24 protein-coding genes are annotated in these 25,283 nt (G+C 65.9%); 7 read left to right on the forward strand and 17 right to left on the reverse strand.

Annotated features, from left to right (window positions below):
- Positions 1–2 precede the first annotated feature (2 nt).
- Genes PTT45_RS05205 through PTT45_RS05250 form a run of 10 tightly spaced genes read right to left on the reverse strand, consistent with a single transcriptional unit; the run spans position 3 to position 9,851 of the window.
- Positions 3–521, reverse strand: coding sequence for a hypothetical protein (locus PTT45_RS05205; protein WP_273811897.1), 519 nt, complete (start codon positions 519–521; stop codon positions 3–5).
- Positions 518–1,753 carry a type II secretion system F family protein gene (locus PTT45_RS05210; RefSeq protein ID WP_273811899.1) on the reverse strand — a complete coding sequence of 412 codons (1,236 nt, stop codon included), beginning with the start codon at positions 1,751–1,753 and terminating at the stop codon, positions 518–520. Before PTT45_RS05210 ends, PTT45_RS05205 begins: the two co-directional genes overlap by 4 nt.
- Positions 1,750–3,489 (reverse strand): GspE/PulE family protein, encoded by a 1,740-nt coding sequence (locus PTT45_RS05215; RefSeq protein WP_273811901.1) that lies wholly within the window; start codon positions 3,487–3,489, stop codon positions 1,750–1,752. The genes PTT45_RS05210 and PTT45_RS05215 overlap by 4 nt, the downstream gene beginning before the upstream one ends.
- A complete protein-coding gene (locus tag PTT45_RS05220) occupies positions 3,486–4,850 on the reverse strand; it encodes a tetratricopeptide repeat protein (protein ID WP_273811902.1) in 1,365 nt (454 codons plus the stop codon). The genes PTT45_RS05215 and PTT45_RS05220 overlap by 4 nt, the downstream gene beginning before the upstream one ends.
- A complete protein-coding gene (locus PTT45_RS05225) occupies positions 4,847–5,776 on the reverse strand; it encodes an ExeA family protein (protein ID WP_273811903.1) in 930 nt (309 codons plus the stop codon). The genes PTT45_RS05220 and PTT45_RS05225 overlap by 4 nt, the downstream gene beginning before the upstream one ends.
- A gap of 4 nt (positions 5,777–5,780) precedes the next feature.
- Positions 5,781–7,385, reverse strand: coding sequence for a secretin N-terminal domain-containing protein (locus PTT45_RS05230; RefSeq protein ID WP_273811905.1), 1,605 nt, complete (start codon positions 7,383–7,385; stop codon positions 5,781–5,783).
- Positions 7,386–7,390: 5 nt separating this feature from the next.
- A complete protein-coding gene (locus tag PTT45_RS05235; protein ID WP_273811906.1) occupies positions 7,391–7,702 on the reverse strand; it encodes a Type II secretory pathway component in 312 nt (103 codons plus the stop codon).
- The gene (gene gspM, locus PTT45_RS05240) at positions 7,695–8,372 is read right to left on the reverse strand and encodes a type II secretion system protein GspM (RefSeq protein ID WP_273811907.1); all 678 of its coding nucleotides are present in this window, start codon (positions 8,370–8,372) and stop codon (positions 7,695–7,697) included. Before gspM ends, PTT45_RS05235 begins: the two co-directional genes overlap by 8 nt.
- Positions 8,365–8,976 carry a PilN domain-containing protein gene (locus tag PTT45_RS05245; protein WP_273811908.1) on the reverse strand — a complete coding sequence of 204 codons (612 nt, stop codon included), beginning with the start codon at positions 8,974–8,976 and terminating at the stop codon, positions 8,365–8,367. Before PTT45_RS05245 ends, gspM begins: the two co-directional genes overlap by 8 nt.
- Entirely contained in the window at positions 8,976–9,851 is an 876-nt protein-coding gene (locus PTT45_RS05250; RefSeq protein ID WP_273811909.1) for an MSHA biogenesis protein MshI, read from the reverse strand. Before PTT45_RS05250 ends, PTT45_RS05245 begins: the two co-directional genes overlap by 1 nt.
- A 144-nt stretch (positions 9,852–9,995) precedes the next feature.
- Between PTT45_RS05250 and trmL the strand changes: the two genes are divergently transcribed.
- Complete coding sequence (gene trmL, locus PTT45_RS05255) at positions 9,996–10,457, forward strand: tRNA (uridine(34)/cytosine(34)/5-carboxymethylaminomethyluridine(34)-2'-O)-methyltransferase TrmL (RefSeq protein ID WP_273811910.1); 462 nt, start codon at positions 9,996–9,998, stop codon at positions 10,455–10,457.
- A gap of 44 nt (positions 10,458–10,501) precedes the next feature.
- Here trmL and secB read toward each other — a convergent pair whose 3' ends face one another.
- Genes secB through PTT45_RS05270 form a run of 3 tightly spaced genes read right to left on the reverse strand, consistent with a single transcriptional unit; the run spans position 10,502 to position 11,679 of the window.
- Positions 10,502–10,975, reverse strand: a complete 474-nt coding sequence (gene secB / locus PTT45_RS05260; protein WP_043308077.1) for a protein-export chaperone SecB — start codon at positions 10,973–10,975, stop codon at positions 10,502–10,504.
- Between the two features lie 34 nt (positions 10,976–11,009).
- Positions 11,010–11,264, reverse strand: a complete 255-nt coding sequence (grxC, locus tag PTT45_RS05265) for a glutaredoxin 3 (protein ID WP_273811911.1) — start codon at positions 11,262–11,264, stop codon at positions 11,010–11,012.
- 1 nt (position 11,265) lies between these two features.
- Positions 11,266–11,679 (reverse strand): rhodanese-like domain-containing protein, encoded by a 414-nt coding sequence (locus PTT45_RS05270; protein ID WP_273811912.1) that lies wholly within the window; start codon positions 11,677–11,679, stop codon positions 11,266–11,268.
- Between the two features lie 141 nt (positions 11,680–11,820).
- Between PTT45_RS05270 and gpmI the strand changes: the two genes are divergently transcribed.
- From gpmI to PTT45_RS05285, 3 genes are all read left to right on the forward strand, one after another.
- Positions 11,821–13,356, forward strand: coding sequence for a 2,3-bisphosphoglycerate-independent phosphoglycerate mutase (gene gpmI, locus PTT45_RS05275; RefSeq protein ID WP_273811913.1), 1,536 nt, complete (start codon positions 11,821–11,823; stop codon positions 13,354–13,356).
- Between the two features lie 107 nt (positions 13,357–13,463).
- Positions 13,464–14,711, forward strand: coding sequence for a murein hydrolase activator EnvC family protein (locus tag PTT45_RS05280; protein ID WP_273811915.1), 1,248 nt, complete (start codon positions 13,464–13,466; stop codon positions 14,709–14,711).
- A 29-nt stretch (positions 14,712–14,740) separates the two neighbouring features.
- Entirely contained in the window at positions 14,741–16,057 is a 1,317-nt protein-coding gene (locus tag PTT45_RS05285; RefSeq protein ID WP_273811917.1) for a S41 family peptidase, read from the forward strand.
- 58 nt (positions 16,058–16,115) lie between these two features.
- Here the strand turns inward: PTT45_RS05285 and PTT45_RS05290 are convergent, their stop codons facing one another.
- Together PTT45_RS05290 and PTT45_RS05295 are read right to left on the reverse strand one after the other, a co-directional pair.
- Positions 16,116–16,874: a substrate-binding periplasmic protein gene (locus PTT45_RS05290; RefSeq protein WP_273812266.1), complete on the reverse strand. Its 759-nt coding sequence runs from the start codon at positions 16,872–16,874 to the stop codon at positions 16,116–16,118.
- 141 nt (positions 16,875–17,015) lie between these two features.
- On the reverse strand, positions 17,016–17,771 hold the full coding sequence (locus PTT45_RS05295) for a substrate-binding periplasmic protein (protein WP_273811918.1): 756 nt from the start codon (positions 17,769–17,771) through the stop codon (positions 17,016–17,018).
- Positions 17,772–18,155: 384 nt separating this feature from the next.
- Here PTT45_RS05295 and PTT45_RS05300 point away from each other — a divergent pair, with 384 nt between their 5' ends.
- Genes PTT45_RS05300 through PTT45_RS05310 form a run of 3 tightly spaced genes read left to right on the forward strand, consistent with a single transcriptional unit; the run spans position 18,156 to position 22,525 of the window.
- Entirely contained in the window at positions 18,156–19,877 is a 1,722-nt protein-coding gene (locus PTT45_RS05300; protein WP_273811919.1) for a type I secretion system permease/ATPase, read from the forward strand.
- A gap of 3 nt (positions 19,878–19,880) precedes the next feature.
- A complete protein-coding gene (locus PTT45_RS05305; RefSeq protein ID WP_273811920.1) occupies positions 19,881–21,200 on the forward strand; it encodes an HlyD family type I secretion periplasmic adaptor subunit in 1,320 nt (439 codons plus the stop codon).
- 2 nt (positions 21,201–21,202) lie between these two features.
- Positions 21,203–22,525 (forward strand): TolC family outer membrane protein, encoded by a 1,323-nt coding sequence (locus PTT45_RS05310; RefSeq protein ID WP_273811922.1) that lies wholly within the window; start codon positions 21,203–21,205, stop codon positions 22,523–22,525.
- Between the two features lie 12 nt (positions 22,526–22,537).
- On the opposite strand, the gene PTT45_RS05315 is transcribed toward PTT45_RS05310, so the two are convergent.
- The gene (locus PTT45_RS05315) at positions 22,538–23,371 is read right to left on the reverse strand and encodes a hypothetical protein (protein ID WP_273811923.1); all 834 of its coding nucleotides are present in this window, start codon (positions 23,369–23,371) and stop codon (positions 22,538–22,540) included.
- Positions 23,368–25,200, reverse strand: a complete 1,833-nt coding sequence (locus PTT45_RS05320; protein ID WP_273811925.1) for an O-linked N-acetylglucosamine transferase, SPINDLY family protein — start codon at positions 25,198–25,200, stop codon at positions 23,368–23,370. The genes PTT45_RS05315 and PTT45_RS05320 overlap by 4 nt, the downstream gene beginning before the upstream one ends.
- Positions 25,201–25,283 lie beyond the last annotated feature (83 nt).

A 25,283-nucleotide genomic window follows, 5' to 3' on the forward strand; every position in this document is an offset into this window, starting at 1 on the left:
ACTCAAAACCCTTGCGCGGCCAATTCCACGGCAGGGACCGCCTCAAGCTCCAGGGCAAAGGCATTGCGAACCGATTGTGACGCAGTCGACATTACATCGGGAACCGCCAGCAACCGCCAAACCCGCACCTCACTCCCTTCCTTCGTCCATCCGTCCGCAAAACGCGGCCGGTACAACACCCATGCCTGCTGCGGCAGCCAGTACCAGCAGCCGACTTCAGGCTCATCACCCGCGGCCAACTCACCGCAGTAGTTGTCCTGCTGCCAGCGCAGCAGCACGAACGGATTCCGTTTCTGCCAGGCCGCATCCGGCACCTGGTCCTTGGCCATCTGCTCCGCCGCCACATGCGTGAGGCTGGTAGCCAGATTTTCGCGAGTGGCCTGCATGGCCCGTTCTTCGCTGACCTCGGCTATTTTCCAGCCTAGCGCCAATAACAATCCTGTCGCCATGATCAGGGTCAGTCCCCAACCAAACAGGCGCGAGCGGCGCACCCAGTATCCGGCCTCGTAATCCGGACTCACGCGCCGCCCTTGGCCACCGAAGCCAGCTCCCACATGGGCAGGAACACGCCCAGGGCCAGGATCAGCACCATCAAGCCCATGGCCACGATCAAGATAGGTTCGATGGCCGATGCCAATTGTTTGAGGTCGTAATCGACCTCCTGTTCATAGAAATCCGCTACTTCGACGAACAGGTCGTCCAGCGCACCGGTCTCCTCGCCCACCGCCATCATCTGCAGCACCAGCGGGGTGAACAGCCCGCTGGCCGAGGCAGTACGGGTCAGTGCCTCGCCGCGCTCGACGCCTTCACGCATGCCGAGGATAGCCTGGCCGATATGCCGGTTGCCGACGCTGGCGCTGTTGATCGACAGGGTCTGCAGCAGCGGTACGCCGGCCTTGTACATCATGGCGAAGGTGCGGGTGAAGCGGGCCAGGGCGATGCGCTCGAAGATCCCGCCGACGATAGGTAGGCGCAGTTTGGTGGCATCCCACTTGAGCGCGCCGGCGTCGGTTTCCGCCCACTTGAAGAAGGCATACAGGCCGCCAACGAAGGCCAGCAGCATCAGCCACCAGAAGTCCTGGAAGAACTGTGAGGTGCCGATCAGCACCCGGGTCGGCCAGGGTAGCTGGGCATGGAATTGCTCGAAGACCTTGGCGAAAGCCGGAATCACGAACAGGTTGATCACCACCAGCGCCACGCCCATGGCGGCCATGACGAACAATGGGTAGCGGGTGGCCTGTTTAATGCGCTTGCGCGTCTCGCGCTCCAGCTCCAGGTAGCTGGAAAGCTGGCGGAAGGCCTGGTCGAGCTGGCCGGTGTTCTCGCCGACGCTGATCATGCTGATGAACAGAGTGCCGAAGACCTTGGGATGGGCATGCAGCGCCACTGCCATGCTGACGCCGCCCTCCAGATCGGCACGCACTTCCTGCAGTACCTCGCGGAAGTACTGGTTGCGGTGTGACTCGGCCAGGCCGCCGATGGCGCGGATGATCGGCACGCCGGCCTTGGTCAGGCTGTACATCTGCCGGCAGAAGATGATCAGCTCCTCCAGGTCGATGCTCTTGCGCCGCAGCTTCTCCTTGAGCGCCGCGAACACGTCCTCGCCGTTCTGCTCCGCCTGTTCCTCGATGGTCAACGGGGTGATCTTCTGCGCCAGCAGGTCGCTGGCAACGCTATCGCTACTGGCGCCCTGCAGGGTGCCGACGACCTTTCCGCCTTGAGCATCGCGCCCGGTGTAGCGGAACTGGCTCATGCCAGCGCCTCATCGGTGAGGGTAGCGCAGACCTTGAGCACCTCCTCGACGCTGGTCACGCCGGCCAGCGCGTAATCCAGCGCGCAGGCCGCCAGCGGGCGATAGTTGGCGCTGTTCTTGGCCGCCTCGGCGAAGCCGTGCGGATCGTTGCGGCGCAACGCGGCGATCATCGCCTCGTCCATCTCCAGCAACTCGAACACGCCCAGGCGCCCGGCATAACCGGTGTTGTGGCACTGGTGGCAGCCGGCGCCGAGCTTGAAGGCCCGTCCGGCCAGCGCCGAGCCATGCAGGCTCTCCAGCCAGGCCATCTGTTGTGGCTCGGGCTGGTGGTCTTCCATGCAGTTCTCGCACACCCGACGCACCAGGCGCTGGGCCAGCACGGCATTGAGCGAGGTGGCAACCAGGAAGGGCTCGGCGCCCATGTCGATCAGGCGCATGGCCGAGGTCAGTGCGTCGTTGGTGTGCAGGGTCGACAGCACCAGGTGGCCGGTCAGCGCGGCGCGCAGGCCGATCTCGGCGGTCTCCTGGTCGCGCATCTCGCCGATCAGCACGATGTCCGGGTCCTGACGCAGAGCGGCGCGCAGCACTCGGGCGAAGGTCAGCTCGATCTTGGTGTTGACCTGCACCTGGTTGATTCGCGGCAAGCGGTACTCGACGGGGTCCTCCACGGTGATGATCTTCTTCTCCGGGCTGTTCAGCTCGGCCAGCCCGGCGTACAGCGTGGTGGTCTTGCCCGAGCCGGTGGGGCCGGTGACCAGCACCATGCCGTAGGGTCGCTGCAACAGGCGACGGAAACGCGCCAGCATGTCCGGCGGCATGCCACCGGCGTCGAGGCTGGCGATGCCGGCGCTCTGGTCGAGCAGACGCATCACCACCGACTCGCCGAACTGTACGGGCATGGTCGACACCCGCACGTCGATGTTGCGGTTCTTCACCCGGATGTTGAAACGGCCGTCCTGCGGCAGGCGCTTCTCGGAGATGTCCAGACCGGACATGATCTTCAGGCGCATGACCAGCGCCGAGGCGATGCGCTGCTCCTTCATCACCTGCTCGTTGAGCACACCGTCGATACGCTGGCGAATACGTACCACGCCCTCGTCCGGCTCGATGTGAATGTCCGAGGCCTTCATCTGCACCGCGTCTTCGAACAGGGTCTGCAGCAGGCGTACCACCGGCGCATCGCTGACGTTGTCGGCACCCAGCTTGGACAGGTCGAAGTCGCTGTCCTGCAGCTCGCCCTCCAGCTCGCCGGCGATCGAGGCGATCTCACTAGTACGCCGGTAGACCAGATCCAGCGTGCCAAGCAGCTCGGCCTCGCGCACCACTGCTGGGTGCACGCGGGTCTTGAGGATGCGCTCCATCTCGTCCTGGGCGAACAGGTCGAGCGGGTCGGACATGCCGACCAGGATGCCGCCGCCCTCACGCGAAAGCGGGATGGCGCGGAAGCGCCGGGCCATGGCCTCCGGCAGGGTCTGCACCAGCTGCTGGTCAAACTTGAAATGCTTGAGCTCGATGAAGGGAATCTTCAACTGCTCGGACAGCGCGGTGAGCAGCTTCACTTCAGCGACGAAGCCCATGTCGACCACAGTGCGGCCGAGCTTGGAGCCGGTGCGCTTCTGCTCCTGCAGGGCCTGCTGCAGCTGCGCATCGTTGATCAGTCCAGCCTGCACTAGCAGGTCGCCAAGACGGATCTTGCGCTGCGCCGCATCGGCGGACGGGCGGGCGTCCTCAATCATCCTCGACCTCCCAGAGCCGAAACGCGTTCGCTGGCGAAGCGCCTGGCGCTTTCGTCCAGCCCTAGCCCCTGCAGGGCCAGGCGGTAGTGACGGGCAGCCTCACCCGGTTGGTCGAGCTGCTCCATGGCGATGGCCAGGCCCAGCTGCCAGGTCGCCTGGCTGGGGCGCAAGGCAACCATCTGCCGGTACAGCGCGGCGCTCTGCTGCCACTGCCCGGTCTGTTGATAACTGGCGGCCAGCAAGGCGTGATAGGTGGGCTCCTGGGCCAGGGCAGGGGCGTTCTGCTCCAGGGTAGCCACTGCACCCATGGTGTCACCGGCCTGCAGCTGGGCGCGTGCCAGCAGCAGGCGCAGCTCGCTGTCCTGCGGTGTCTTCGCCAGTTGCTCCGGCAACCAGCCGAGCAGCCGCGCCTGCTGACCATCACCCAGATAAGCACGCGCCAGCCAGCGCATCACCTCCGGGTCTTGGCTGCGGGTTTTCTGCAGGGTTTCCAGCTCGCTGATGGCCTTGCGGTAGTCACCGGCCTGGATTGCCTGGCGCGCCTCGGCTAGGCCGTCGGGGCGATAGGGTTGGATCTTCACTTCCGGCGGGCCGCTGACCGGCTCGGGCTGCACGGCCGGCGCACTGGGCTCTGCAACCCTGGCGGCTGGCACAGGCGCCGTGGCCCAAGCCGGCATTTCCGGTTCCGCCGCGCGCTCTTCGGCCGGAGCGGCTGCGGGCAGCTGGTCCAGCTCCAGCGACGGCTCTATGGCGGCCACTGGCTCGTTCAACGGCACCTCGATCCACAGCATCCAGCGATCGCCGACAGGCTCCAGGCGATCACGCACCTCCAGTCCCTCGCCGAGGCCGACCAGCAGTACCTGCACATCCTCGCCCTGCGCCTCGACGCGCCAGGACAGGCTGCGCCCATTACGCTGCACGCGACTGGCCTGCGGCCCGCCGACCAGCGCAACGCCCGGCAGGCGCAAGCTCACCGCCCCGCTCTCCTCGGTACGCTGGTAGGGCACCGAGCGCTCCAGCAGAAGCTGCAGGGTCAGGCCACGGGAATCGTTCTGTGGCAGCACCTCCAGCAATCGAGGCTGTGCCACCAGCGGAGCGGCGGCAACCGGCTGCTGTGGCTTGGGCATCACCCCGCCCCAGGGAATCTGGCCGTTGACCACCCGGCCGATCATCACGCCGATCAGGGTGGCGATCAGCATCACTGCGAGGAACCAGATGGAGCCACGGCGCAGGCGTTCGATGCGCTCGCGACGATTGGCGCCAACCTCGTCCACCGCGTGCAGCCCTTCCAGCGCCAGGCGCTCGGTAGGCGCAGCGCGGCGCTCCTCGAGGTCACGCAGCATGTCGTTGACCAGGCTCATGGCAGCAGCTCCCGCCACTGGCTGAGCCAGGGCCAGGCACCAACCACGAGCAGCAGCGACAGACTCGCCGCCAGCCCCCAGCCGAGCCAGCTCGGACCACGCTGCAGGAACGGCTGGGCACCCTCGGTATCCAGCTGGGCACGCCGCACGTGTTCGCTGGATACCTGCCGCCGGCCTTCGCCGAAGGCCACCATCAGCGCCTTGTGCGCGAGGATGTTGATCAGCCGCGGGATGCCACCGCTGCCGCGCACCAGGCGGCGGATCGCCCGCGGGGCGAACAGCGGCTCGCCGCGGTAGCCGGCCACAGCCAAGCGCTCGCTGAGATAGCGCGTGCAGTCGCGCACATCCAGCGGGCGCAGCTGGTAGGAGAAAGTGATGCGCTGGCGCAACTGGCGGAACTCGTCACGCGCCAAGGTAGCGTCCAGCTCCGGCTGACCGAACAGCACCACCTGCAGCAGCTTGGCCTGCTCGGTCTCCAGGTTGGTCAGCAAGCGCAGGGCCTCCAGCGTCGCGGTCGGCAGGGCCTGGGCCTCGTCGATCAGCACCACGGTGCTGCGACCCTCGGCGGCCAGCTGGATCAGCCGATGATGCAAGGCATCCAGCACGCCCTGGGCATCCAGTTCCTCGATACCTTCGATCAGCAACTCGCGCGCCAGCGCCTGGCGCAGGCCCACCGGACTCATGCCGGGGTTGGGCAGGTAGGCCAGCTGGTAGCGCTCGCCTTCCAGTTCGTTGAGCAGAGCGCGGCAGAGCAGGGTCTTGCCGGTACCGACCTCGCCGGTAACCTTGATGAAGCCCTCACCTTCGCCCAGCGCCACCCGCAGCAGATTGAGGCACGCCTGGTACGGCGCCAGCTGCACCAGGAAGCCGGTGTTGGGCGTAAGCGCGAAAGGCTTCTCGCGCAGACCGAAGAAGGCCTCGTACATCGCCTTATCTCAGCTCCTGGAAGGTTTCCGCGCTGCGCTTGAGCTCGTTGAGCCAGACATCGTCGGTGACCACCTGCGGACGCATGAGGATCACCAGTTCGCTCTTCTGCAGCGACTTTCGCTGTTGCTTGAACAGGTTGCCCACGATCGGCAGGGTGCTGGCCCACGGCACTTCGGCGTCGTTGTTCTCGTTGGTGTTCTGCAGGAGACCGCCGATCACCACTACCTGGCCACTGCGGGCGCGCACGATGGAGTCAGACTGGCGCGAAGTGGACAGCGCCAGCGGCAGGTTGAACACGTTGTCTTCGCCCAGGACGATGGTCTTGTTCTGGTCCTCCACACGGCTCACGGTAGGCCGCACATGCAGGGTGACCACGTCGTTCTGGTCGATCTGCGGCGTCACGTCCAGCGAGATGCCGGAGAAGAACGGCGTCAGCGTCACGTCCTGGGTCGGCTGGGTAACGCCGGCAACGGTGGTGGTGGAGCTGTTGGACGACACCTCGGTGACGAAGAACTCGTCGGTACCGACCTTGATCACCGCCTTCTGGTTGTTCAGCGTGGAGATGCGCGGGCTGGACAGCACACGCACCTCGCCCTGGGTCTGCAGCAACTGGATCAGGCCGGTGAAGTCGCCAATGGTGAGCAGCCCGCTGAACACGCCGCCGATGCCGTCCGGCCCGGTAAGGGTGTCTCCATCGAGCGACACGCCTCCCTCGCTGCCGAACTGATCCCAGCTGATGCCGGCCTGGAAGCCGTCCTTGAGTTCGACCTCGAGGATCTTGGTCTCCAGCACCACCTGGCGCTGCAGGTTGCGCTGCGCCTGTTCGAGGAAGCGCGCGACGTTCTCCTGGTCGGCGCTGTTGGCACGTACCACCAGCAGGCTGGCCTGCGGGTTGACCACCACGCTGTTGCCCTCCTCCCCACCGACTATGGCGCGCACCACACCTTCGACCTCCTTCCAGAAGTCGACATTGCTGGTGGTCACCACCTTGCTGGCATTGAGCGTGGTCACCGAGCGGTCGCTGTTGGAGCTGCCGCCGTTGTTGTTGCTGTTGGAGCTGGAGTCGCTCTCGGTGCTCTCCACCTGGCCGGAGCTGACGCGGGTGTCCGACTCGCCCAGGCGCTGCAGGTTGAGATAGTTGAGGTCGTAGCTGCGGGTGACGATCTTGTTCGGCAGGATCTGGTAGCCGTAGCTGGTACGCCGGTAGTCGTAGCCATAGCTATCGCGCACGGCGGCGAGCACTTCTTCCAGAGTCACTCGACGCAAGCTGAAGGTGATGGTGCCGGTGACTTCCGGGTGCACCACCAGGTTCTGCCCGGCACCGTCCATCAGGCTGAGGAAGAAGTCGCGGGCCGGCATGTCCTTGGCCGCCACGTCGAAGCGCGGGCCGCCGCTGTACAGGCTGCTGGTCAGCGGCGGCAACAGGGCAGCCTGCACGGCGGGTGGCGGCGCCACTTTGCGCTGGGCATCGGCCTGCCGCACGCTCTCGTCGAGCAGCTTGCCGCTCTGCTCGTAGAGCTGCTTGTCGCCATCGATAAAGGTCTGGCAGGCGCTGAGCAGGCAGGTCACGCCCAGCAGCAGACAGCGTTTCGACAGGTTCTGAGTCATGGGCATCATCGGCTCGGCTTCATAACGGGTTCAGCCAGGCGCAGCAGCTCTCGCTGGCCCTGACGCTCGATCAATACGGATTGCGGGTGGATGGCCAGCACACGCAGGCCGGCGTATTCCTCGCCGACGCGCAGGGTCTGGCCATCGATCACCGCACGGCTGCCATGAGCTCCACGCAGTATGGCCTGCAGCGCTAGGGCAGCAGGAGCATGGTCTGCCGTGGCCGGACGCAGGTTGGCCGGCGGCTGCGTCGGATCGACAGCCGCCTGGGCCAGGCCACAGCCCAGCAGCAGGCCAAGGAGCAAGGTTCTAGACACCGACCCATCCTGCCTTGCGGCTCAAGGTGAAGAGTTTCAGGCTGATCTTGGCGCGACTCGGACCGGCCTCGCCGACCTCGTAGTCGAGGCTGTCCCAGTTCAGTTTCCAGCCACTGAGTTGCACCGCGGCCAGGTACTGCAGCAGGTCGAAGTAACCGCCTTCCAGCTCCAGCACCAGGCCGTGGCGATATAGAGTCACATCGGTCGGCACTTGGGCCTCGACGGCCGGGACGGCAGCCGGCTTGCTCTCCTGCGGCAGTTGCACCGGCTCGCTGAAGCTCTGCATGCCCATCAGGCTCAGGCCCTGCTGGGCCTTGAGCAGGCTCTCCAGCACAGCCTTCATCTTCTCCGGGGTAACCAGCTCGGCAGTACCGGTGTCGACCTGGCGGATCAGATCCTCACGGGTAGCGGAGGCCACGAGCAGGGCACTGCGATAAGGGATATTGGGATCGGCCTTCAGCTTGGCATCGAGCTCTGCGAGGCCGTTAGCGGCTTCGAGGGCACGCCCTTCGGCCAGCTTGGCAGCGGCCTCGCGACTAGCGACGGCGGTGCTCAGCGGATCACCGATCAGCAGCAGATAGCACACGCCCAGCAGGGCCAGGCCCACGCAGTAGGTCAGCCACTGCTCACGGGCGGCCATGCCCTGCCAGCGCTGCAGCCACTTATTCATCGGCCTTCTTCTCCTGATCGGCGGGACGCGAGGACAGGTCGAAATCCAGCAATTGATCCTCGCCGCGCTTGACATCCAGGCGGGCGAACTCACGTCCCTTGAATACCGGGCTGGCGCCCAGCGCATCGAGATACGCCGGCAACAGCTCCTGATTCTGACTGCGCCCCTGCAGGCGCAGTTGCGTGCCACCGTCGCTCAGATGGATGCCGTTCAGCCAGAGGCCACCTTGAGGATGCTGATCGGCCAGGGCCTGCAACGGGGCGGTGAAACCGGCGCGATGCTGCTGGGCAAGGGTCTGCAGGTAGGTCATGAGCCGCTGCAGCTCGCGATTGCGCGCCTCCTGGGTGGCCAGTTCGGCAGGGAGTTGCTCGTCCAGATGAGGCTCGATGAAGCTGGCCCGAGCAGCAGCCAGACTGTTCTCCTGCTGCTGCGCCTTGGATTCAGCCTCGACCTGCAACTGTCCGGCGGACCGCCACTGCCAACCCTGCCAGGCGGCATGGAGCAGACAGAGCAGACCCAGCAGGACCAGGCCGAGCAGCATCTGCGCCTTCTCCGGCCCATCCCGACGCTGGCGCTCGACCTGGTAAAGGTTGATGTTCTGCATCAGGAAACCTCCTGACGCAGGGCGCCACCGACGGCAGCCATGCAGTAGGCCTGCTCGACGCTGTCGATCTCGGCACTGGCCTGGCCGGGGAACAGCTCGCGCAGGTCGAGCCCCTGCAGCTTGACCGCCAGCCCGGTGGAGAGCGCCTGCAACGCCGCCGCGCCATCACGCTTGGTCGGCAACAGCAGCAGGCGGTTGATATAGCCCTTGCCCAACTGGCTCTCGAAATAGTCGAGCGAGCGCTGGATCTCAAGGGTCACGGCGCCGTAGTCGTCGCCGGCACGATCCAGCCCCTGCTCGATGCGGCGCACCATGTACAGGTCGGCACCGCTCTGCACGCAGATCACGCCCTCGCTGGAGCGCAGCCGCAGCAGGGCGACGTTCATGTTCTCGGCACCGGCCAGCAGGCCAAGGTTACGGAAGGCCAGCGCAGTGATATCGATGCTGTGCAGGTGCAGCCCGGCCTGTTCGACCAGATCGCCCAGCGCCTGCATGCGCGCCTTGGCCAGCACCGCGCAATAGGCCATGCGCGAACGGCCACGGTAGGCGTCCTCGGGCAGGCGGAAGGCATCCACCACCATCTGCTCCAGCGGCTCGGCGATCTGGTCCTTGACCCGCCAGCGCATGGCGTCGCGCAGCTCCTCGGCGGCCACATCGGGCGCATCGAGCAGAAGCATCTGATAGGTAGCGGGGTGTAAAACCAGATTGACCGGCATCCCGGTCAGGCCACGCTCGACGACCACGGCCTTGAGCGCAGCGGGTTGCTCGGCCGGAACGGCCTTGCGGAACAGGCAGTCAAGCAGACGCGGCGCTTCGCCGGGCACGCGCTGTACACGCGCCAGGGCAATGCCTTCGGGCCCGGTCTCGATGCCCAACAACCCGTCCGCTGTCGTTCTTTTTTTCGCGAACCACACCAACGGCGAAATCCCCCCTGCTCCTTGCTCCGCTCACCCTTGTTCAGGCGAGTCGCGCCAAGTGCATTGTAGAATGGCGACTACAGACCTACCTGAGCCTGATCAATGTTCCATGTCGTCCTGTTCCAGCCGGAGATTCCTCCGAACACCGGCAACATCATCCGCCTCTGCGCCAATACCGGCTGCCATCTGCATCTGATCGAGCCGCTCGGCTTCGACTTGGACGACAAGCGTCTACGCCGGGCCGGACTGGACTATCACGAATACGCGACATTGAAACGCCACTATTCCTTGGAGGACTGTATCACGTCCATTCGCCCCGACAGAATATTGGCATTCACCACCAAGGCTAGTCATAGCTACGCGCATATGGAATTCCGTGCCGGCGATATGTTGCTTTTCGGACCGGAGAGTCGCGGTCTGCCGACCGAGGTTCTGGCGCAATTCCCCGACGAAAACCGCCTGCGCATGCCGATGCGCCCGGAGTGCCGCAGCCTCAATCTGTCCAACGCAGTGGCCGTGGTGGTCTACGAGGGCTGGCGCCAGCTCGGCTTCGCCGGCTCCTGAAACGAAAAAAGCCGCCCGAGGGCGGCTTTTTCTTGGCGACGCAATCAGGCCTGAGCGGCGGCCTGCTGGCGTTGCAGCTCCTGGGCGTACAGAGCGTCGAAGTTCACCGGCGACAGCATCAGGGCCGGGAAGGAACCACGGATTACCAGGCTGTCCAGCGCTTCACGGGCATACGGGAACAGGATGTTCGGGCAGAAAGCGCCGAGGGTGTGGCTCATCGAGGCGGCGTCCAGGCCCTTGATCAGGAAGATACCGGCCTGCTGCACTTCGGCGATGAAGGCGATTTCTTCGCCGGTCTTCACGGTCACGGACAGGGTCAGCACCACCTCTTGGAAGTCGCCATCCAGCTGCTTCTGCTTGGTGTTCAGATCCAGCGCCACGCTCGGCGCCCACTCCTGGCGGAAGATTTCCGGGCTCTTCGGCGCTTCGAAGGACAGGTCCTTCACGTAGATGCGCTGCAGGGAGAATTGTGGGCCTTCTTGCTCGGCGGCTGCGCCGTTGTTCGCTTGTTCAGTCATGACGGTTCTTCTTGTTTCGGGTTTCTGAAAGGATTCAGGCCTGCAGCAGCGCGTCGAGCTTGCCCGCGCGCTCCAGGGCGTAGAGGTCGTCGCAACCACCGACATGGGTGGCGCCAATCCAGATCTGCGGCACCGAGGTGCGGCCCGCCTTGCGGGTCATCTCGGCGCGCACATCAGGCTTGCCGTCCACGCTGACCTCGCGAAAGGCTACGCCCTTGCTGGCCAGCAACTGCTTGGCGCGAATGCAGTAAGGGCACCAGGCGCTGGAATAGACGACCACCTCGGACATGTCACTTGACCACAGGCAGGTTGTCACCACGCCAGCTGGCGATACCGCCGCCCAGCTTGGCCGCGGTGTAGCCGGCCTTCTTCAGGTCGCGAGCGACGGTGCCAGCATGCTGGCCCATAGCGTCGACCACGATGACGGTCTTGGCCTTGTACTTTTCCAGTTCGACCATGCGGCCGACCAGTTTGTCGAAGGGAATGTTGATCGCGTCGACGATATGGCCGGCGGAGAAGTCCTTCTGATTGCGGATATCCAGCACAACGCCCTGGTCGCTGTTGACCAGCGCGGTCAGCTCGCGGCTGGACAGGCTCTGGCCGCCCTTGCGCAGCTCGGTGACGATGAGCAGCACCAGCAGGAAGGCGAAGCATCCACTCAATGCATAGTGGTTAGTGGCAAATTCAATCAGGTGGGCCAACATCGCGGGGTTCCATAGCCTTAAAATGGCGGCCAGTATACACAGCCCCACAGGTCGGCCAAGCCCCGCCCGGCGGTGACGCCGCAGGCGTTACACCGCTAAAATGCGCGACCTTTTTTGATCACCTCGAACAAGCGAGCCGCCATGAGCGCCATGCCCAAACCTCTGGTCCTGATCATCCTCGATGGCTTCGGCCACAGCGATAATCCCGAGTACAACGCCATCCACGCCGCCAGCACGCCGGTCTACGACCGCCTGCGTGCCACCTTCCCGCATGGCCTGATCTCCGGCAGCGGCATGGATGTGGGCCTGCCGGACGGGCAGATGGGCAACTCCGAGGTCGGCCACATGAACCTCGGCGCCGGCCGAGTGGTGTACCAGGACTTCACCCGGGTGACCAAGGCGATCCGCGACGGCGAGTTCTTCGAGAACACCGAGATCAATGCCACAGTGGACAAGGCGGTCGGCGCCGGCAAGGCCGTACACATCCTCGGCCTGCTCTCCGATGGCGGCGTGCACAGCCACCAGGACCACCTCGTGGCCATGGCCGAACTGGCCGCCCAGCGCGGCGCCGAGAAGATCTACCTGCATGCCTTCCTCGACGGCCGCGACACCCCGCCGAAGAGCGCCCAGCCGTCCATCGAGCTGCTCGACGCCACCTTCGCCAAGCTCGGCAAGGGCCGCATCGCCAGCCTCACCGGCCGCTACTTCGCCATGGACCGCGACAACCGCTGGGACCGCGTCGAGCAGGCCTACCACCTGATCGTCGAAGGCCAGGGGCAATTCAATGCCGCCAGCGCCGTGGAAGGCCTGGCCGCCGCCTACGAGCGCGGTGAGAGCGACGAATTCGTCAAGGCCACCACCATCGGTGAGCCGGTGAAAGTCGAAGACGGCGACGCCATCGTCTTCATGAACTTCCGCGCCGACCGCGCCCGCGAACTGACCCGCACCTTCGTCGAGGCCGACTTCAAGGAGTTCGAGCGCAAGCGCGTACCGCAACTGGCCGGCTTCGTCATGCTCACCCAGTACGCAGCGAGCATCCCGGCGCCCAGCGCCTACAAGCCGGAACCGCTGACCAACGTGCTCGGCGAGTACCTGGCCAACAATGGCAAGACCCAGCTGCGCATCGCCGAGACCGAGAAGTACGCCCACGTCACCTTCTTCTTCTCCGGCGGCCGTGAAGAGCCCTTCGCCGGCGAAGAGCGTATCCTGATCCCGTCGCCCAACGTCGCCACCTACGACCTCAAGCCGGAAATGAGCGCGCCGGAAGTCACCGACAAGATCGTCGACGCCATCGAGAATCAGCGCTTCGACGTGATCATCGTCAACTACGCCAACGGCGACATGGTCGGTCACACCGGCGTGTTCGCCGCCGCCGTCGCCGCCGTCGAGACCCTGGACACCTGCGTCGGCCGCATCGTCACCGCGCTGGACAAGGTCGGCGGCGAAGCCCTGATCACCGCCGACCACGGCAACGTCGAGCAGATGGAAGACGAGTGCACCGGCCAGGCGCACACCGCGCACACCTGCGAGCCGGTGCCCTTCATCTATGTCGGCAAGCGCCCGGCGACCATCCGCGCCGGCGGCGTGCTGGCCGACGTGGCACCGACCCTGCTGACCCTGATGGGCATGCCGGTGCCGACGGAGATGACCGGCAAGACCATCGTCCAGCTGCAATAACGCGGAGCAATCCGCGAAACGCTCGCCGGCTGCCGCCTGCGGGCGTTTTTTTTGCCCGGCGCCACGGGCATACTAGGCCCGTCCCTCCCCCTGGTGCCGATTCCCTCATGCTCCGCGCCCTCGCCCTCGCCGCCCTCCTGCCCTGCCTGATCGCCCCGGCCTTTGCCGACGACAAGGCGCAAACCCAGAAGCAGCTGGAAGCCGCCCGCACCGACGTGGCCGAGCTGAAGAAGCTGCTGGAGAAGCTGCAGCAGGAGAAATCCGGCGTGCAGAAGGAGCTGCAGCGCACCGAGAAGGAAATGGGCGGCCTGGAGAAGCAGGTCAAAGGCCTCGAGGGCGAGCTGCAAAAGAGCGAGGAAGAGCTCAAGCGCCTCGACCAGGAGAAAAAAAAACTCCAGCAATCGCGCCTTGAGCAGCAGCGACTGATCGCCATCCAGGCCCGCGCCGCCTACCAGAGCGGCCAGCAGGAGCCGCTGCGCCTGCTGCTCAACCAGCAGCAGCCGGAACAGTTCGCGCGCACCCTCACCTACTACGACTACCTCGGCAAGGCCCGCCTGGAACAGCTCTCGGCCTTCAACGAGACCCTGCGCCAGCTGGCCAACGTGGAAACCGACATCGCCACCCAGCAGAACCAGCTGCTGGAGCAGAAGAGTGCCCTCGACAGCCGCCGCAGCGAGCTGGCCGCCGCACGCAAGGAGCGCCAGGCCGCGCTGGCCAAGCTGAACAAGGAGTACGGCGCCGGCGATCGCAAGCTCAAGGCACGCGAGCAGGAACAGATCGAGCTGACCCGCGTTCTCAAGACCATCGAGGAAACCCTGGCCCGCCAGGCGCGCGAGGCCGAGGAGGCACGCCGCTTGGCTGCCCTGGAGGCCGAACAGGCGCGCAATCCCAACAGTCGTCCGCTACCGCTCGGCCCCGCCGTGTCCAGCGATGGCGCCAGCTTCGGCGGCCCCTTCGCCAAGGCCAAGGGCAAACTGCCCTGGCCGGTCAACGGTCGCCTGCTGGCGCGCTTCGGTTCCACCCGCGATGGCGATTCCCGGGCCAAATGGGACGGCGTCATGATTGGCGCCTCCGCCGGCAGCCAAGTGCATGCTGTACATGGCGGGCGCGTGGTGTTCGCCGACTGGTTGCGCGGCGCCGGCCTTCTGGTCATCCTCGACCACGGTAACGGCTACCTGAGCCTGTACGGCCACAATCAGAGCCTGTTGAAGGACGCCGGTGACATCGTCAAAGCCGGGGAAGCCATCGCCACGGTAGGCACCAGCGGCGGCCAGGACACTCCGGCGCTGTATTTCGCCATCCGTCAGCAGGGTCGCCCGAGCGACCCGGCGCAATGGTGCCGCGCACAGGGATGACCGCGCGCCTCATCACATTGGGAGTTCACATGCAGCAATTCCGTCGCCTCACCCCCATCGCCCTGGCCCTCGGCCTGCTGCTCGGCAGCCCCACGCTGCTGGCCGCCGAAGCCACGGAGGCCGAAGCCCCCGCCGCCGCGGTCAACGGCAAGGCGCCGCTGCCGCTGGACGAGCTGCGCACCTTCGCCGAGGTGATGGACCGCATCAAGGCCGCCTACGTCGAGCCGGTGGACGACAAGACCCTGCTGGAGAACGCCATCAAGGGCATGCTCAGCAACCTCGACCCGCACTCCGCCTACCTGGAGCCGGAGGCCTTCGCCGAGCTGCAGGAAAGCACCAGCGGCGAGTTCGGTGGCCTCGGTATCGAGGTCGGCACCGAGGACGGCTTCGTCAAGGTGGTCTCGCCGATCGACGACACCCCCGCCTCCAAGGCCGGCATCCAGCCGGGCGACCTGATCGTCAAGATCGATGGCCAGCCGACCAAGGGCCTGTCGCTGATGGAAGCGGTGGACAAGATGCGCGGCAAGGCTGGCAGCAAGATCAACCTGACCCTGGTGCGCGAGGGCGGCAAGCCGTTCGACGTCGAGCTGACCCGCGCGGTGATCAAGGTCAAGAGCGTGAAGAGCCAACTGCTGGAAGACGGCTACGGCCTGATCCGCATCAGCCAATTCCAGGTCAACACCGGCGAGGAAGTCGGCAAGGCCCTGGCCAAGCTGCGCAAGGACAACGGCAAGAAGCTCAGCGGCCTGGTGCTGGACCTGCGCAACAACCCCGGCGGCGTGCTGCAGGCCGCGGTGGAGGTCGCCGACCACTTCCTCAAGAAGGGCCTGATCGTCTACACCGAGGGCCGCATCGCCAACTCCGAGCTGCGCTTCAACGCCGACCCGGCCGACGCCAGCGAAGGCGTACCGCTGGTGGTGCTGATCAATGGCGGCAGCGCCTCGGCCTCGGAGATCGTCGCCGGTGCCCTGCAGGACCACAAGCGTGGTGTGCTGATGGGCACCGACAGCTTCGGCAAGGGCTCGGTGCAGACCGTGCTGCCGCTGAACAACGACCGCGCCCTGAAGCTCACCACCGCGCTGTACTTCACCCCCAATGGCCGCTCCATCCAGGCCCAGGGCATCGTGCCGGACATCGAAGTGGCGCGCGCCAAGCTAACTCGCGAGGAAGGCGGCGAGCTGATCAAGGAAGCCGACCTGGCCGGCCACCTGGGCAACGGCAATGGCGGAGCGGACAAGCCGAGTGGCAGCAAGAAGCAGCAGACGGCGCGCCCACAGGACGACGACTACCAGCTGAGCCAGGCGCTGAACCTGCTCAAGGGCCTGAACGTCACCCGCAGCAACTGAGCGATTGCTGCAACGAAAAAGCCCGGGCATGCCCGGGCTTTTTCATGACCGCCAGAAGTTAGTCGACGTACTTCTGGAAGATCTTGTCCACTTCGCCAGCGGAGCGCAGCTCGTCCAGGGCCTTCTGCAGGCGCTCGACCACTTCGTCCGGGGTCTCAGGGTTCAGGGCCAGGAACAGCTGGGCGCTGTCGAAGCGCAGCACGGTCTTCAGGCCGGAGATACCTTCCTGCTTGGCCAGGTAGCGGCCGGCAGGGTCGCCGGTGGCCCACAGGTCGATCTCGCCGCTCTGCAGCTTGTGGGCATTCTCCTGGTCGCGCAGCGAGCTGATCGGCTGCAGGCCCTGCTTGATCAGGTGCTCCTCGATGGCGTCGCCACTGTAGGCGCCGACGCGATAGGACTTGGCCTGTTCCAGGCTGATCAGGTTGATGGTGCTGTCGGCCTTGGCCAGCATCACCCAGTCATCCGGACCGATGGGGCCGACCCACTTGAACAGCTTCTCGCGCTCCGGCAGCTTGGCCATCACGAACGCGCCGTTGTTCGGCGTTTCCAGGGCCATCTTGTAGACCCGGGCCCAGGGGAAGCGCAGGGTCATGCTGTAGGGGATGCCGGCCTTCTTGAAGGTCTCGCGCACCACGTCCACGGCGATACCGGCGAGGTTTTCCTCGCGGGCGAAGTTCTTGCCGTTGGTTGCCATGTTGTAGGGCGGGAAGTTCTCGGTCTGCAGCACCACCTTGTAGTCGGCCGGCAGTTCAGCACGGGCCAGAGTGGAGAACAGCAGTCCGGCGCCCAGCAGCACCATGGTCAGTCGCTTCAACAACATATCCATATCCTTGATTGTCGGAGGAGCCCACGCCACGGCCATAGCGACCCGCGGGGCGGCTGAAGGGTAGCAGAAGCGCAACGGGAAACGCAGTACCGGCGGTAAGCCGCCGGCACCGGGCGGCCCGCCGCCACTGGCTTACAGGTAGTTGTTGGTGATCTCGTCGACGAAGCCTTCGCCGCGCAGTTCATCCAGGGCTTTCTGCAGGCGCTCGACCACCTCGTCCGGGGTCTCCTTGTTCAACGCCAGGTAGAGCTCCGCACTGTTGAAGCGCAGCACCACCTGCAGGCCGCTGGCGCCTTCCTGCTTGGCGATGTAGCGGCCGACCGGGTCGGTGGTGGCCCACAGGTCGATCTGGCCGCTCATCAGCTTGGCCACGTTCTCCTGGTCGCGCAGCGAGTTGTCCGGCTTCATGCCCTTGGACTCCAGGTGCTGGCTGACGGCGTCGTTCTTGTAGGCACCGATCTTGTACTTGCCCGCCTCGGCCAAGCTGCCGACCTTGATGGTGCTGCCGGGCGCGGCGAGCAGTACCCACTCGCTCTTGGCCAGCGGGCCGACCCACTTGAACAGCGGCTTGCGCTCCTCGGTGTAGGTGGTGGAGAACAGGCCGTAGTTGGGCTTGTCCAGGGTCAGGCGATAGATGCGATCCCAGGGGAAGCGCAGGCTCAGGTTGTAGCCTATCCCGGCGCGCTTGAAGACCTCACGCACCAGATCGGCGCTGATGCCGTCGATATTGTCGTCGCGGGCGAAGTTCTTCTCGTCGATGGCCATGTTGAATGGCGGGAAGTTCTCCGTCAGCAGGATCACCTTGTAGTCTTCGGAAACCTCGGCGCGCGCGCCACCGGCCAGAAGCAGCAGGCCGAACAGCAGACCTTTGTGCAGATACTTCAACATTGCAGTACAGCTCCAGAATTGTGGTTGTTTGGGCGACTTCAGCTGCAAATGGACGCCACGAGAGCTTGCTCGCGGGGCAGTCGACCGGAGCAGTGGCATGCCAGGCATGGTGCCACGCGCTCGGCCAGCTGCATTGAACTGCGTCACGTCGGCGCTCTCGCGGTGGAGAGCCTGAGACGAAAGGGTCAGCAAGAAACGAACCAAGGCGCGTGCGGTAGCCCGAAGACAGGATGCTTTTGCACTGGCAGGCAGGATGGCGGCGAAGACAGCGTGCTTCGCCCGAGTAGGCGGTGAGAAACCCGCCGATGAAGGAGCCTCCAGCATGCCCAATCTCGGCCGATAATGGCATCATGCCGCGAACTGCCGAATTTACGCCCCTGCCTTATGCGCCTACGCCTCGACCCAAGCCGTGACATCGACGCCGCCCTGCTGCGCTACCGCAGCCTGTTCTGGGTGATTGCGCTGTTCAGCGGCGTGATCAACCTGCTCACCGTGGTACCCGCGATCTACATGATGCAGGTGTTCGACCGGGTGATGGCCAGCCGCAACGAGATGACCCTGCTGCTGCTCACCCTGCTGGCCCTGGGGCTGTTCCTGCTCAGCTCGCTGGTGGAGTGGATACGCGGCCAGGTGATGATCAAGATGAGCGTCGGTATCGACCTCGACCTCGGCGAGCGCCTGTTCGGCGTGGCCTTCCAGAAGAGTCTGAAGGAGCACAACGCCAACCCCGCGCAGGTGCTCAGCGATCTCAACGTGCTGCGCCAGTTCCTCACCGGCTCGGCCCTGATCGCCCTGCTCGACCTGCCGTGGATGCCGATCTTCCTCATCGTCACCGGCCTGCTGCACCCCTGGTTGGGGCTGTTCACCCTGCTCGGCGCATTGATCCTGTTCGGCCTGGCGATCTGGAACGAGCACGCCACACGCAAGGGTCTGGATGAGGCCAACCAGATTTCCGTGCAGTCCTCCAAGTACGTCAACAGCACCCTGCAGAACGCCGAAGTGATCCAGGCCATGGGCATGCTTGGAAACCTGCAGAAGCGCTGGGCCGGCATGCAGCAGCGCCTGATCGGCGCGCAGAGCGGAGCCAGCGACCAGGCCGCACGCATCTCCACCATCACCCGCCTGGTACGTACCGCCTGGCAGTCGCTGGCCATGGGCGTGGCCATGCTGCTGATCCTCGAGGGCCAGATCACCGGCGGAGTCATGATGGCCGCCGGCTTCCTGATCAGCAAAGCCATGCTGCCGGCCGAGCAGGCCATCAGTTCCTGGAAGCAGCTGGACAGCGCCAAGGCCAGCTACCGGCGCCTGACCCAGCTGCTCGAGGAGTTCCCACGCAAGGTCGAACGCATGAGCCTGCCGGCACCGACCGGCGCCATCCGCATCGAACGCCTGGTGGTCAATCCGCCGGGCAGCAAGCGCCCCGCCGTCAATGGCATCGACCTGGCTCTGGGCAAGGGCGAAGTGCTCGCGGTGATCGGCCCGAGCGCTTCCGGCAAGTCGTCCCTGGCTCGCGCCATGGTTGGCGTCTGGCCGGCCGGCTATGGCTCGGTACGCCTCGATGGCGCCGAGGTTGGCCAGTGGGCCAGCGAAGACCTGGGCCCGCACATCGGCTACCTGCCACAGGATATCGAGCTGTTCGACGGCACAGTGGCGGAGAACATCGCCCGCTTCGGCGATACCGACTCGGCCAAGGTGATCGAGGCCGCTACGCTGGCCGGCATCCACCAGATGATCCTGCGCTTCCCACAGGGCTACGACACGCCGCTGGGCCCGGGTGGCCTCGGCCTGTCCGGCGGGCAGAAGCAGCGCATCGGCCTGGCCCGCGCGCTGTATGGCAAGCCGGCGCTGATCGTGCTGGACGAACCCAACTCCAACCTCGACGACGCCGGCGAGAGCGCCCTGGTCGCCGCCATCGACGCCCTGCGAAAGCATGGCTCCACCGTGGTACTGGTGACCCATCGCCCCAACGTGCTGGCCGTGGTCGACAAGCTGCTGGTCCTGCAGGACGGCACGCAGAAGATGTTCGGCCCGCGCGACCAGGTGCTCAAGGCCCTGCTGCCGGCCAACGCGCCCTCCGGCACCAATCCCAGCGCCCAGACGAGCTGATCCATGACCGTTCCGCAGAAGCTTCCCGCCGACATCCGCGATGCCAACCGCACCGCCCGCCTCGGCCTGTGGATCATTGCCATCGGCCTCGGCGGGTTCGTCCTCTGGGCCGCCCTCGCCCCGCTAGCCCAGGGTGTGGCCGGCCAGGGCACGGTGGTGGTGGCCGGCGAGCGCAAGACCGTACAGGCCCTGGCGGGTGGCGCAGTGGATGACATCCTGGTGCGCGAAGGCGATCGGGTACAGGCAGGGCAGTTGCTGGTGCAGCTCAATACGGTACAGGCCCAGTCACAGCTGGAGGTCGCCCTCGGCCAGTGGTTCAGCGCCCACGCCAGCGAGGCGCGGCTGAGTGCCGAGCGCCACGGGCTGGAGGCGATTGCCTGGCCCGACGACCTGCTGGCCCGCGCCGACGACCCGCGCGCCAAGCGCAACATGGAGTTGCAGGGCACGTTGTTCGAAACCCGCCGCGCCGAGCTGACCAGCCGCCAGCAGATCCTCGCCAACCAGGCCGCCTCGCTGCAGGAGCAGCTGCACGCCTACGAGCAGATCAAGAATCACCTGGACACCCAGCTGAGCTACCAGCGCCAGGAGCTCGAGGGCCTGCGCCAGCTGGCCGCCGAAGGCTATGTGCCGCGCAACCGCCTGTTCGAGGCCGAGCGCAACTCCTCCCAGCTCAGCGCCCAACTCACCTCTGGCGTCGCTGATATCGGCAAGACGCGGCAGAGCATCGCCGAGAGCAAGCTGCAGGCCCTGCAGCTGCAGCAGAGTTTCCGCATCGAGGCGGAATCGCAGCTGGCCAGCGTAGCGGCCGAGGCGTCCAGCCTGGGCGAGCGGATCAAGGCCCTGGAGTTCGAGGTGAACAACGCCGCCATCCGCGCGCCGGTGGCTGGCCAGGTGATCGGCCTGTCGGTGCACACCGAAGGCGGGGTGATTCCCGCCGCACAACCGCTGATGGACATCGTGCCGCTGAGTTCGGCGTGGATCGTCAAAGCCAAGTTCGAGCCGCTGGTGGCGGACCGCCTGAAGACCGGCCTGCCGGTCAACCTGCGCTTCTCCTCGCTGAACAGCGCCACCCTGCCGGTGGTCGAGGGCCAGGTGCTGACCGTGTCCGGCGACCAGTTGCTGGATGAGCAGACCGGCCTGCCCTACTTCTCCGTCGAGGTGGAAGTCGGCGCCGAATCCGTGGCCCGGCTGCTCGCCCACGGCCTGGAGGTCAAACCCGGGATGCAGGCCGAGGTGATGGTGCAGACCGGCGAACGCACCTTCCTCAACTACCTGCTCAGCCCGCTGGAAAAACGCATCCGCGGCGCCCTCAAGGAAGAATGAGCATGCGCCTGGCCATCGCCCTGTGCACCCTGCTGAGCCTGCCGGCCCTGGCCCAGGAGGCGCCGCCTCTGTCGCTGCTGGATGCGTACGACAACGCGCTGTACAACGACCCTACGTTCCAGGTGGCGACCTTCGACTTCGAAGCCAGCCAGCAGGAAGAGGCCATCGGCCTGGCGCCCCTGCTGCCGCAGCTCAATACCAGCGGGCGCTATGGCAGCACCCGCCAGCTCAGCGGCCGCGACCTCGACGGCAGCAACGACGATCCACGCTACACCAGCAGCGGCCTGACCCTGAGTGCCCGGCAGATCCTCTACGACCGCGCCAGGGCCGCCTACTACACCCAAGCCAAGGCCCGCGGCCGGCTGGGCGAGTCGATCTACGATGATGCCTTCCAGGAGCTGTTCCCACGGGTCGTCGAGGTGTACTTCGAGGTGGCGCGCCAGGAGAACGAGCTGAGCCTGAGCCAGCAGCAGAAGATCGCCATCGAGGGCCTGGTCAAGCAGACCCGGCGCCTGTTCGAGGTCGGCGATGGCACCATCACCGATACCGAAGAAGCCCAGGCTCGCCTGGACCTGGTCAAGGCCCAGGAGATCGAGGCCCAGGCCCGGCTGCAGGCTGCCCTGCATGCCCTCGGCGGGCGCACCGGAACACCGGTCGCCGGTATCGCCGAGATGCGCGACGCCCTACCCGCGGCGGCGCCGCTGCGCCCCGAGGAAGACCTGGCGTTCTGGCAGCAACAGGCCCGCACGGCGGCGCCGCGGCTCGACGCACGCCGTGACTCGGTGGCGGTCGCCGAGGCCGAGCTGCGTGCGCAGAAGGCCGGGCACTACCCGAGGCTCTCGCTGGTCGGCGAGCTCAATCATTCCGATCGCGACGACCTTGCCGATGACTACCGACGCCAGTCCAGCTCCTATGTCGGGCTGTCACTGGACGTGCCGCTGTATGCCGGCGGCGGCATCAATGCGGCCTCGCGCAAGTCGCAACACGCGCTGTCCAGCGCCCAGGCGCAGTTCGACGACGAGGCACGCCAGCTGTCCGAGGATATCGAGCGCAACTACCTTGGTGTGGTCAGCGGCTACGCCAAGTGCAAGGCCCTGCAAACTGCAGTGCACTCCAACCAGCGCGCCCTGGAGTCCGCAGAGAAGGGTTACCAGGCCGGTGTGCGCTCGACCGTGGACATCCTCAACGCCCAGCAGACCCTGTTCATGGCCCGCCGCGACCTGCTCAACAGCAAGCTGCTGATGCTGCAGAGCCTGGTCACCCTGCACGCGCGCAGCGGCCTGATGCACCGTGGCGTGCTGCAGCAGGTAGAGGCGCTGTTCTAGTCGGGCGCGGGCTCAGACGCCCGGTACGTAGCTGCGTTCGCCGCTCTTCACCAGCAGGTTGAGCTGCCCGGTGTGGCGGCTCAGCCAGTCCCCACCGGCACTCGGCAGGCGGCGCAGCTGACGCAGCAGGTAGTAGCTGCCCAGACGTTCGGCGCAGAACGCCCAGACCCGTGCCTGCACGTCCGGCCGCTGGGTCGGATGCAGCTCCACGCAGCGCCGCACCACCGCCTCGACGGCGGAGATGTGCGGCAGCCAGAAGTCCGCCGGCAGCACGCCCAGCTCGATACCACCGGGGAAGAAGATCTTCTCGTCGAAGAAGGGAATCACTTCCTGGCGATCCAGCACGCCGAGCTCCACTGCCACCGCGGTGAAGCGCAGCAGGTCTTCGATGTGGTGCACGTCCTTGTACTGGTACAGGTAGCCGTGATTGACCCCGTTGAGGGTGAACTGGCCAGGTTTGCCGATCAGGTAGTCGGAAGCCTGCGGCAGCATCTGCTCGCTGAGCACCTGGCGATCGATCTGCTCGGTCGAGAGCACGTCCATCACCTGGTAGTTGTCGGCCTGCACGCCGATGCGCTCGCGGGTCATGAACTTGCGGTACTGGCAGATGCCCACGTGCGTCACGCCGGGCCGTTGCAGCAGCAGGTTCTTCAGGGCGAAGGCGCCGGCGATCGAGCCGAGCACCGGATGATGCGGCTCCCACTCCGGCGCCAGATCACGCAGGTTGATTCGTCCCGGCCCCTGGGCCTCGCCCATGTAGATGGGCGTGACGTAGTCCGGATAGTCCACTTCCAGCGGTACGTGGGTCAGGCAGGCGTAGAGCACCGACGATGGGCTGCCACTCACGACCGGGCTCCCTTGGCGCCCAACAGCGCCTCCTCGAAGCTGCGCACGAAGCGCGGCATGTCGAACAGCAGGGAGCTTTCACGCCCCTGCTGCAGGCGCTGGCGCAGGCCACGCAGCTGCTCCGGATCGCTTGCCAGTTCGATGGCGCGACGCTCGTAGTCGGCCAGGTTTTCGGTGATCAGCTCCGGCAGCTCAAGGGCGGTGAGCAGGCTGCCGGCCATGCGCGAGGCGAAGGTGCGCCCGGAGCGGGTCAGCACCGGCAGGCCCATCCACAGCGCGTCGTTGGCCGTGGTGCCGCCGTTGAACGGGTAGGCATCAAGGAACAGGTCGGCCGTGGTGTAGCGCGCCAGGTACAGCTCTGGCGCCACCCGCGGGGCGAACACCAGGCGCTCGGCACTCACGCCATGACGCTCGGCGCAGGCGATCAGGTTGGCCTGCGACCACTGGTTGTCGGCCAATAGCCAGAACAGGCTGTCCGGTACGGCGGCGAGGATGCGCATCCAGCAGGAGAACATTTCCTCGTTGAACTTGTAGTTGTTGTTGAAGCAGCAGAACACGAAGCGGTCATCCGGCAGGCCGCATTCGGCGCGGCTCGGCAGTGGCGCCACCGGGCGCTGGCGGTCGCTGCACTGGAACACCGGCAGGTACAGCGGCTTCTCGCTGTAGAAGGGCTTCTCGTCTTCCGGGATCAGGTAGCGGTCGGCAATCACGTGATCGACGCAAGGCAGACCGGTCGGCCCGGGGAAGCCCAGATAAGTGAGCTGCAGCGGCGCTGGGCGGAAGGCCAGGATGTTCGGTCGCGCCCCCGAGGTCAGACCCTGCAGGTCGACCAGGATGTCGATCTCGTGCTGGCGAATCAGCTGGGCCGCGTTGGCATCGTCCAGGCCGCCAATGGGAATGAAGTGATCCATGGCAGCCTTCACCCGCGCGCGCAGGGCCGAGCCGTCCTCGCGGCTCCAGCAGAAGCCATAGACCTCGAAGCGCTCGCGGTCGAGCAGCTCGAACAGCTCCACCGTCAGCAGCGATACCGCGTGCAGGCAGAAGTCGGAGGACAGGAAGGCGATCCGCGTGCGCGTGTGGGCATAGCCACCGGCCTGCGCCAGCTGCGGCACGCGCTGGTCGACACGTTCGGCGACGAAGTGCATGGCGGTCGCCAGCTGCAGGCCCGGATCGTCGCTGGCCGAGAGCATTGCCAGTGGCGAAGTGGCCTTGAGCAGGTCGCCACGGGAAAGGCCTGGCAACGGAGTCAGCACCGGCCACTCGCACTGCTTCTGCCGCAGGTGCACCCAGTGCTGGATCACCTTGGGCTGCTCGGGGTCGGCCTGCAGGCTGGCCAGCAGCTTCCCCTCGGCCGAGTGCAGCTGGCGGACCTCCTCCATCAGCCGGCCCATGGCATTGAGCACCATGACGTACAGCTCATGATTGAGTTCAGGCCCCACCAGCGGATGGTCGAGCATCGACTGCCAGATGGTCAGGGCATTTTCCGGGCGCCCCTGGCGCTCGATTACCGCGCCGAGGTTGAACCAGGCCTGGGTGAAGTCCGGCTTGCGCTGGATGGCCGCACGATAGGCCTGTTCGGCCGCAGGCAGCTGCTCCAGCTGTGACAGGGTCACGCCCAGGTTGAACTGCACGATGTAGTCGGCGCTGGAGCTGCAGTGGCCCAGCCAGGTCTGGTACAGCCGCACCACGTCGGCGGGGCGCCGGGCCTGGCCGAGGCGCTCGGCCACGGCGATCAGCTGCATGGGTTCGAGGGCCGCTTGCTCGGCAAACTGCAGGGCAGTCAGCAGGGCAACGTCCAGGTTGGGGCTTTCAAGCGGATTGGCGGACATGCAGACGCCTTATCGAGGATCGGATTGCACAACGACCTCCCCCGGCGGCGCCTAGGCACCGCCGGGGGAAGCTGCTCCAGCCA

This window comes from Pseudomonas sp. Gutcm_11s (genome assembly GCF_028649395.1).
Taxonomy (GTDB): Bacteria; Pseudomonadota; Gammaproteobacteria; order Pseudomonadales; family Pseudomonadaceae; genus Aquipseudomonas.

What these genes read in the sequence shown, in the direction of transcription:
- PTT45_RS05215 (WP_273811901.1), bottom strand. Translation starts at nt 3,489, where the DNA reads ATGATTGAGGACGCCCGCCCGTCCGCCGATGCGGCGCAGCGCAAGATC.
- PTT45_RS05245 (WP_273811908.1), bottom strand. Translation starts at nt 8,976, where the DNA reads ATGCAGAACATCAACCTTTACCAGGTCGAGCGCCAGCGTCGGGATGGG.
- gspM (WP_273811907.1), bottom strand. Translation starts at nt 8,372, where the DNA reads ATGAATAAGTGGCTGCAGCGCTGGCAGGGCATGGCCGCCCGTGAGCAG.
- PTT45_RS05305 (WP_273811920.1), top strand. Translation starts at nt 19,881, where the DNA reads ATGACCGTTCCGCAGAAGCTTCCCGCCGACATCCGCGATGCCAACCGC.
- grxC (WP_273811911.1), bottom strand. Translation starts at nt 11,264, where the DNA reads ATGTCCGAGGTGGTCGTCTATTCCAGCGCCTGGTGCCCTTACTGCATT.
- PTT45_RS05225 (WP_273811903.1), bottom strand. Translation starts at nt 5,776, where the DNA reads ATGTACGAGGCCTTCTTCGGTCTGCGCGAGAAGCCTTTCGCGCTTACG.
- PTT45_RS05220 (WP_273811902.1), bottom strand. Translation starts at nt 4,850, where the DNA reads ATGAGCCTGGTCAACGACATGCTGCGTGACCTCGAGGAGCGCCGCGCT.
- PTT45_RS05280 (WP_273811915.1), top strand. Translation starts at nt 13,464, where the DNA reads ATGCTCCGCGCCCTCGCCCTCGCCGCCCTCCTGCCCTGCCTGATCGCC.
- PTT45_RS05230 (WP_273811905.1), bottom strand. Translation starts at nt 7,385, where the DNA reads ATGACTCAGAACCTGTCGAAACGCTGTCTGCTGCTGGGCGTGACCTGC.
- PTT45_RS05270 (WP_273811912.1), bottom strand. Translation starts at nt 11,679, where the DNA reads ATGTTGGCCCACCTGATTGAATTTGCCACTAACCACTATGCATTGAGT.
- PTT45_RS05310 (WP_273811922.1), top strand. Translation starts at nt 21,203, where the DNA reads ATGCGCCTGGCCATCGCCCTGTGCACCCTGCTGAGCCTGCCGGCCCTG.
- PTT45_RS05320 (WP_273811925.1), bottom strand. Translation starts at nt 25,200, where the DNA reads ATGTCCGCCAATCCGCTTGAAAGCCCCAACCTGGACGTTGCCCTGCTG.
- secB (WP_043308077.1), bottom strand. Translation starts at nt 10,975, where the DNA reads ATGACTGAACAAGCGAACAACGGCGCAGCCGCCGAGCAAGAAGGCCCA.
- PTT45_RS05300 (WP_273811919.1), top strand. Translation starts at nt 18,156, where the DNA reads ATGCGCCTACGCCTCGACCCAAGCCGTGACATCGACGCCGCCCTGCTG.
- PTT45_RS05210 (WP_273811899.1), bottom strand. Translation starts at nt 1,753, where the DNA reads ATGAGCCAGTTCCGCTACACCGGGCGCGATGCTCAAGGCGGAAAGGTC.
- PTT45_RS05295 (WP_273811918.1), bottom strand. Translation starts at nt 17,771, where the DNA reads ATGTTGAAGTATCTGCACAAAGGTCTGCTGTTCGGCCTGCTGCTTCTG.
- trmL (WP_273811910.1), top strand. Translation starts at nt 9,996, where the DNA reads ATGTTCCATGTCGTCCTGTTCCAGCCGGAGATTCCTCCGAACACCGGC.
- PTT45_RS05285 (WP_273811917.1), top strand. Translation starts at nt 14,741, where the DNA reads ATGCAGCAATTCCGTCGCCTCACCCCCATCGCCCTGGCCCTCGGCCTG.
- gpmI (WP_273811913.1), top strand. Translation starts at nt 11,821, where the DNA reads ATGAGCGCCATGCCCAAACCTCTGGTCCTGATCATCCTCGATGGCTTC.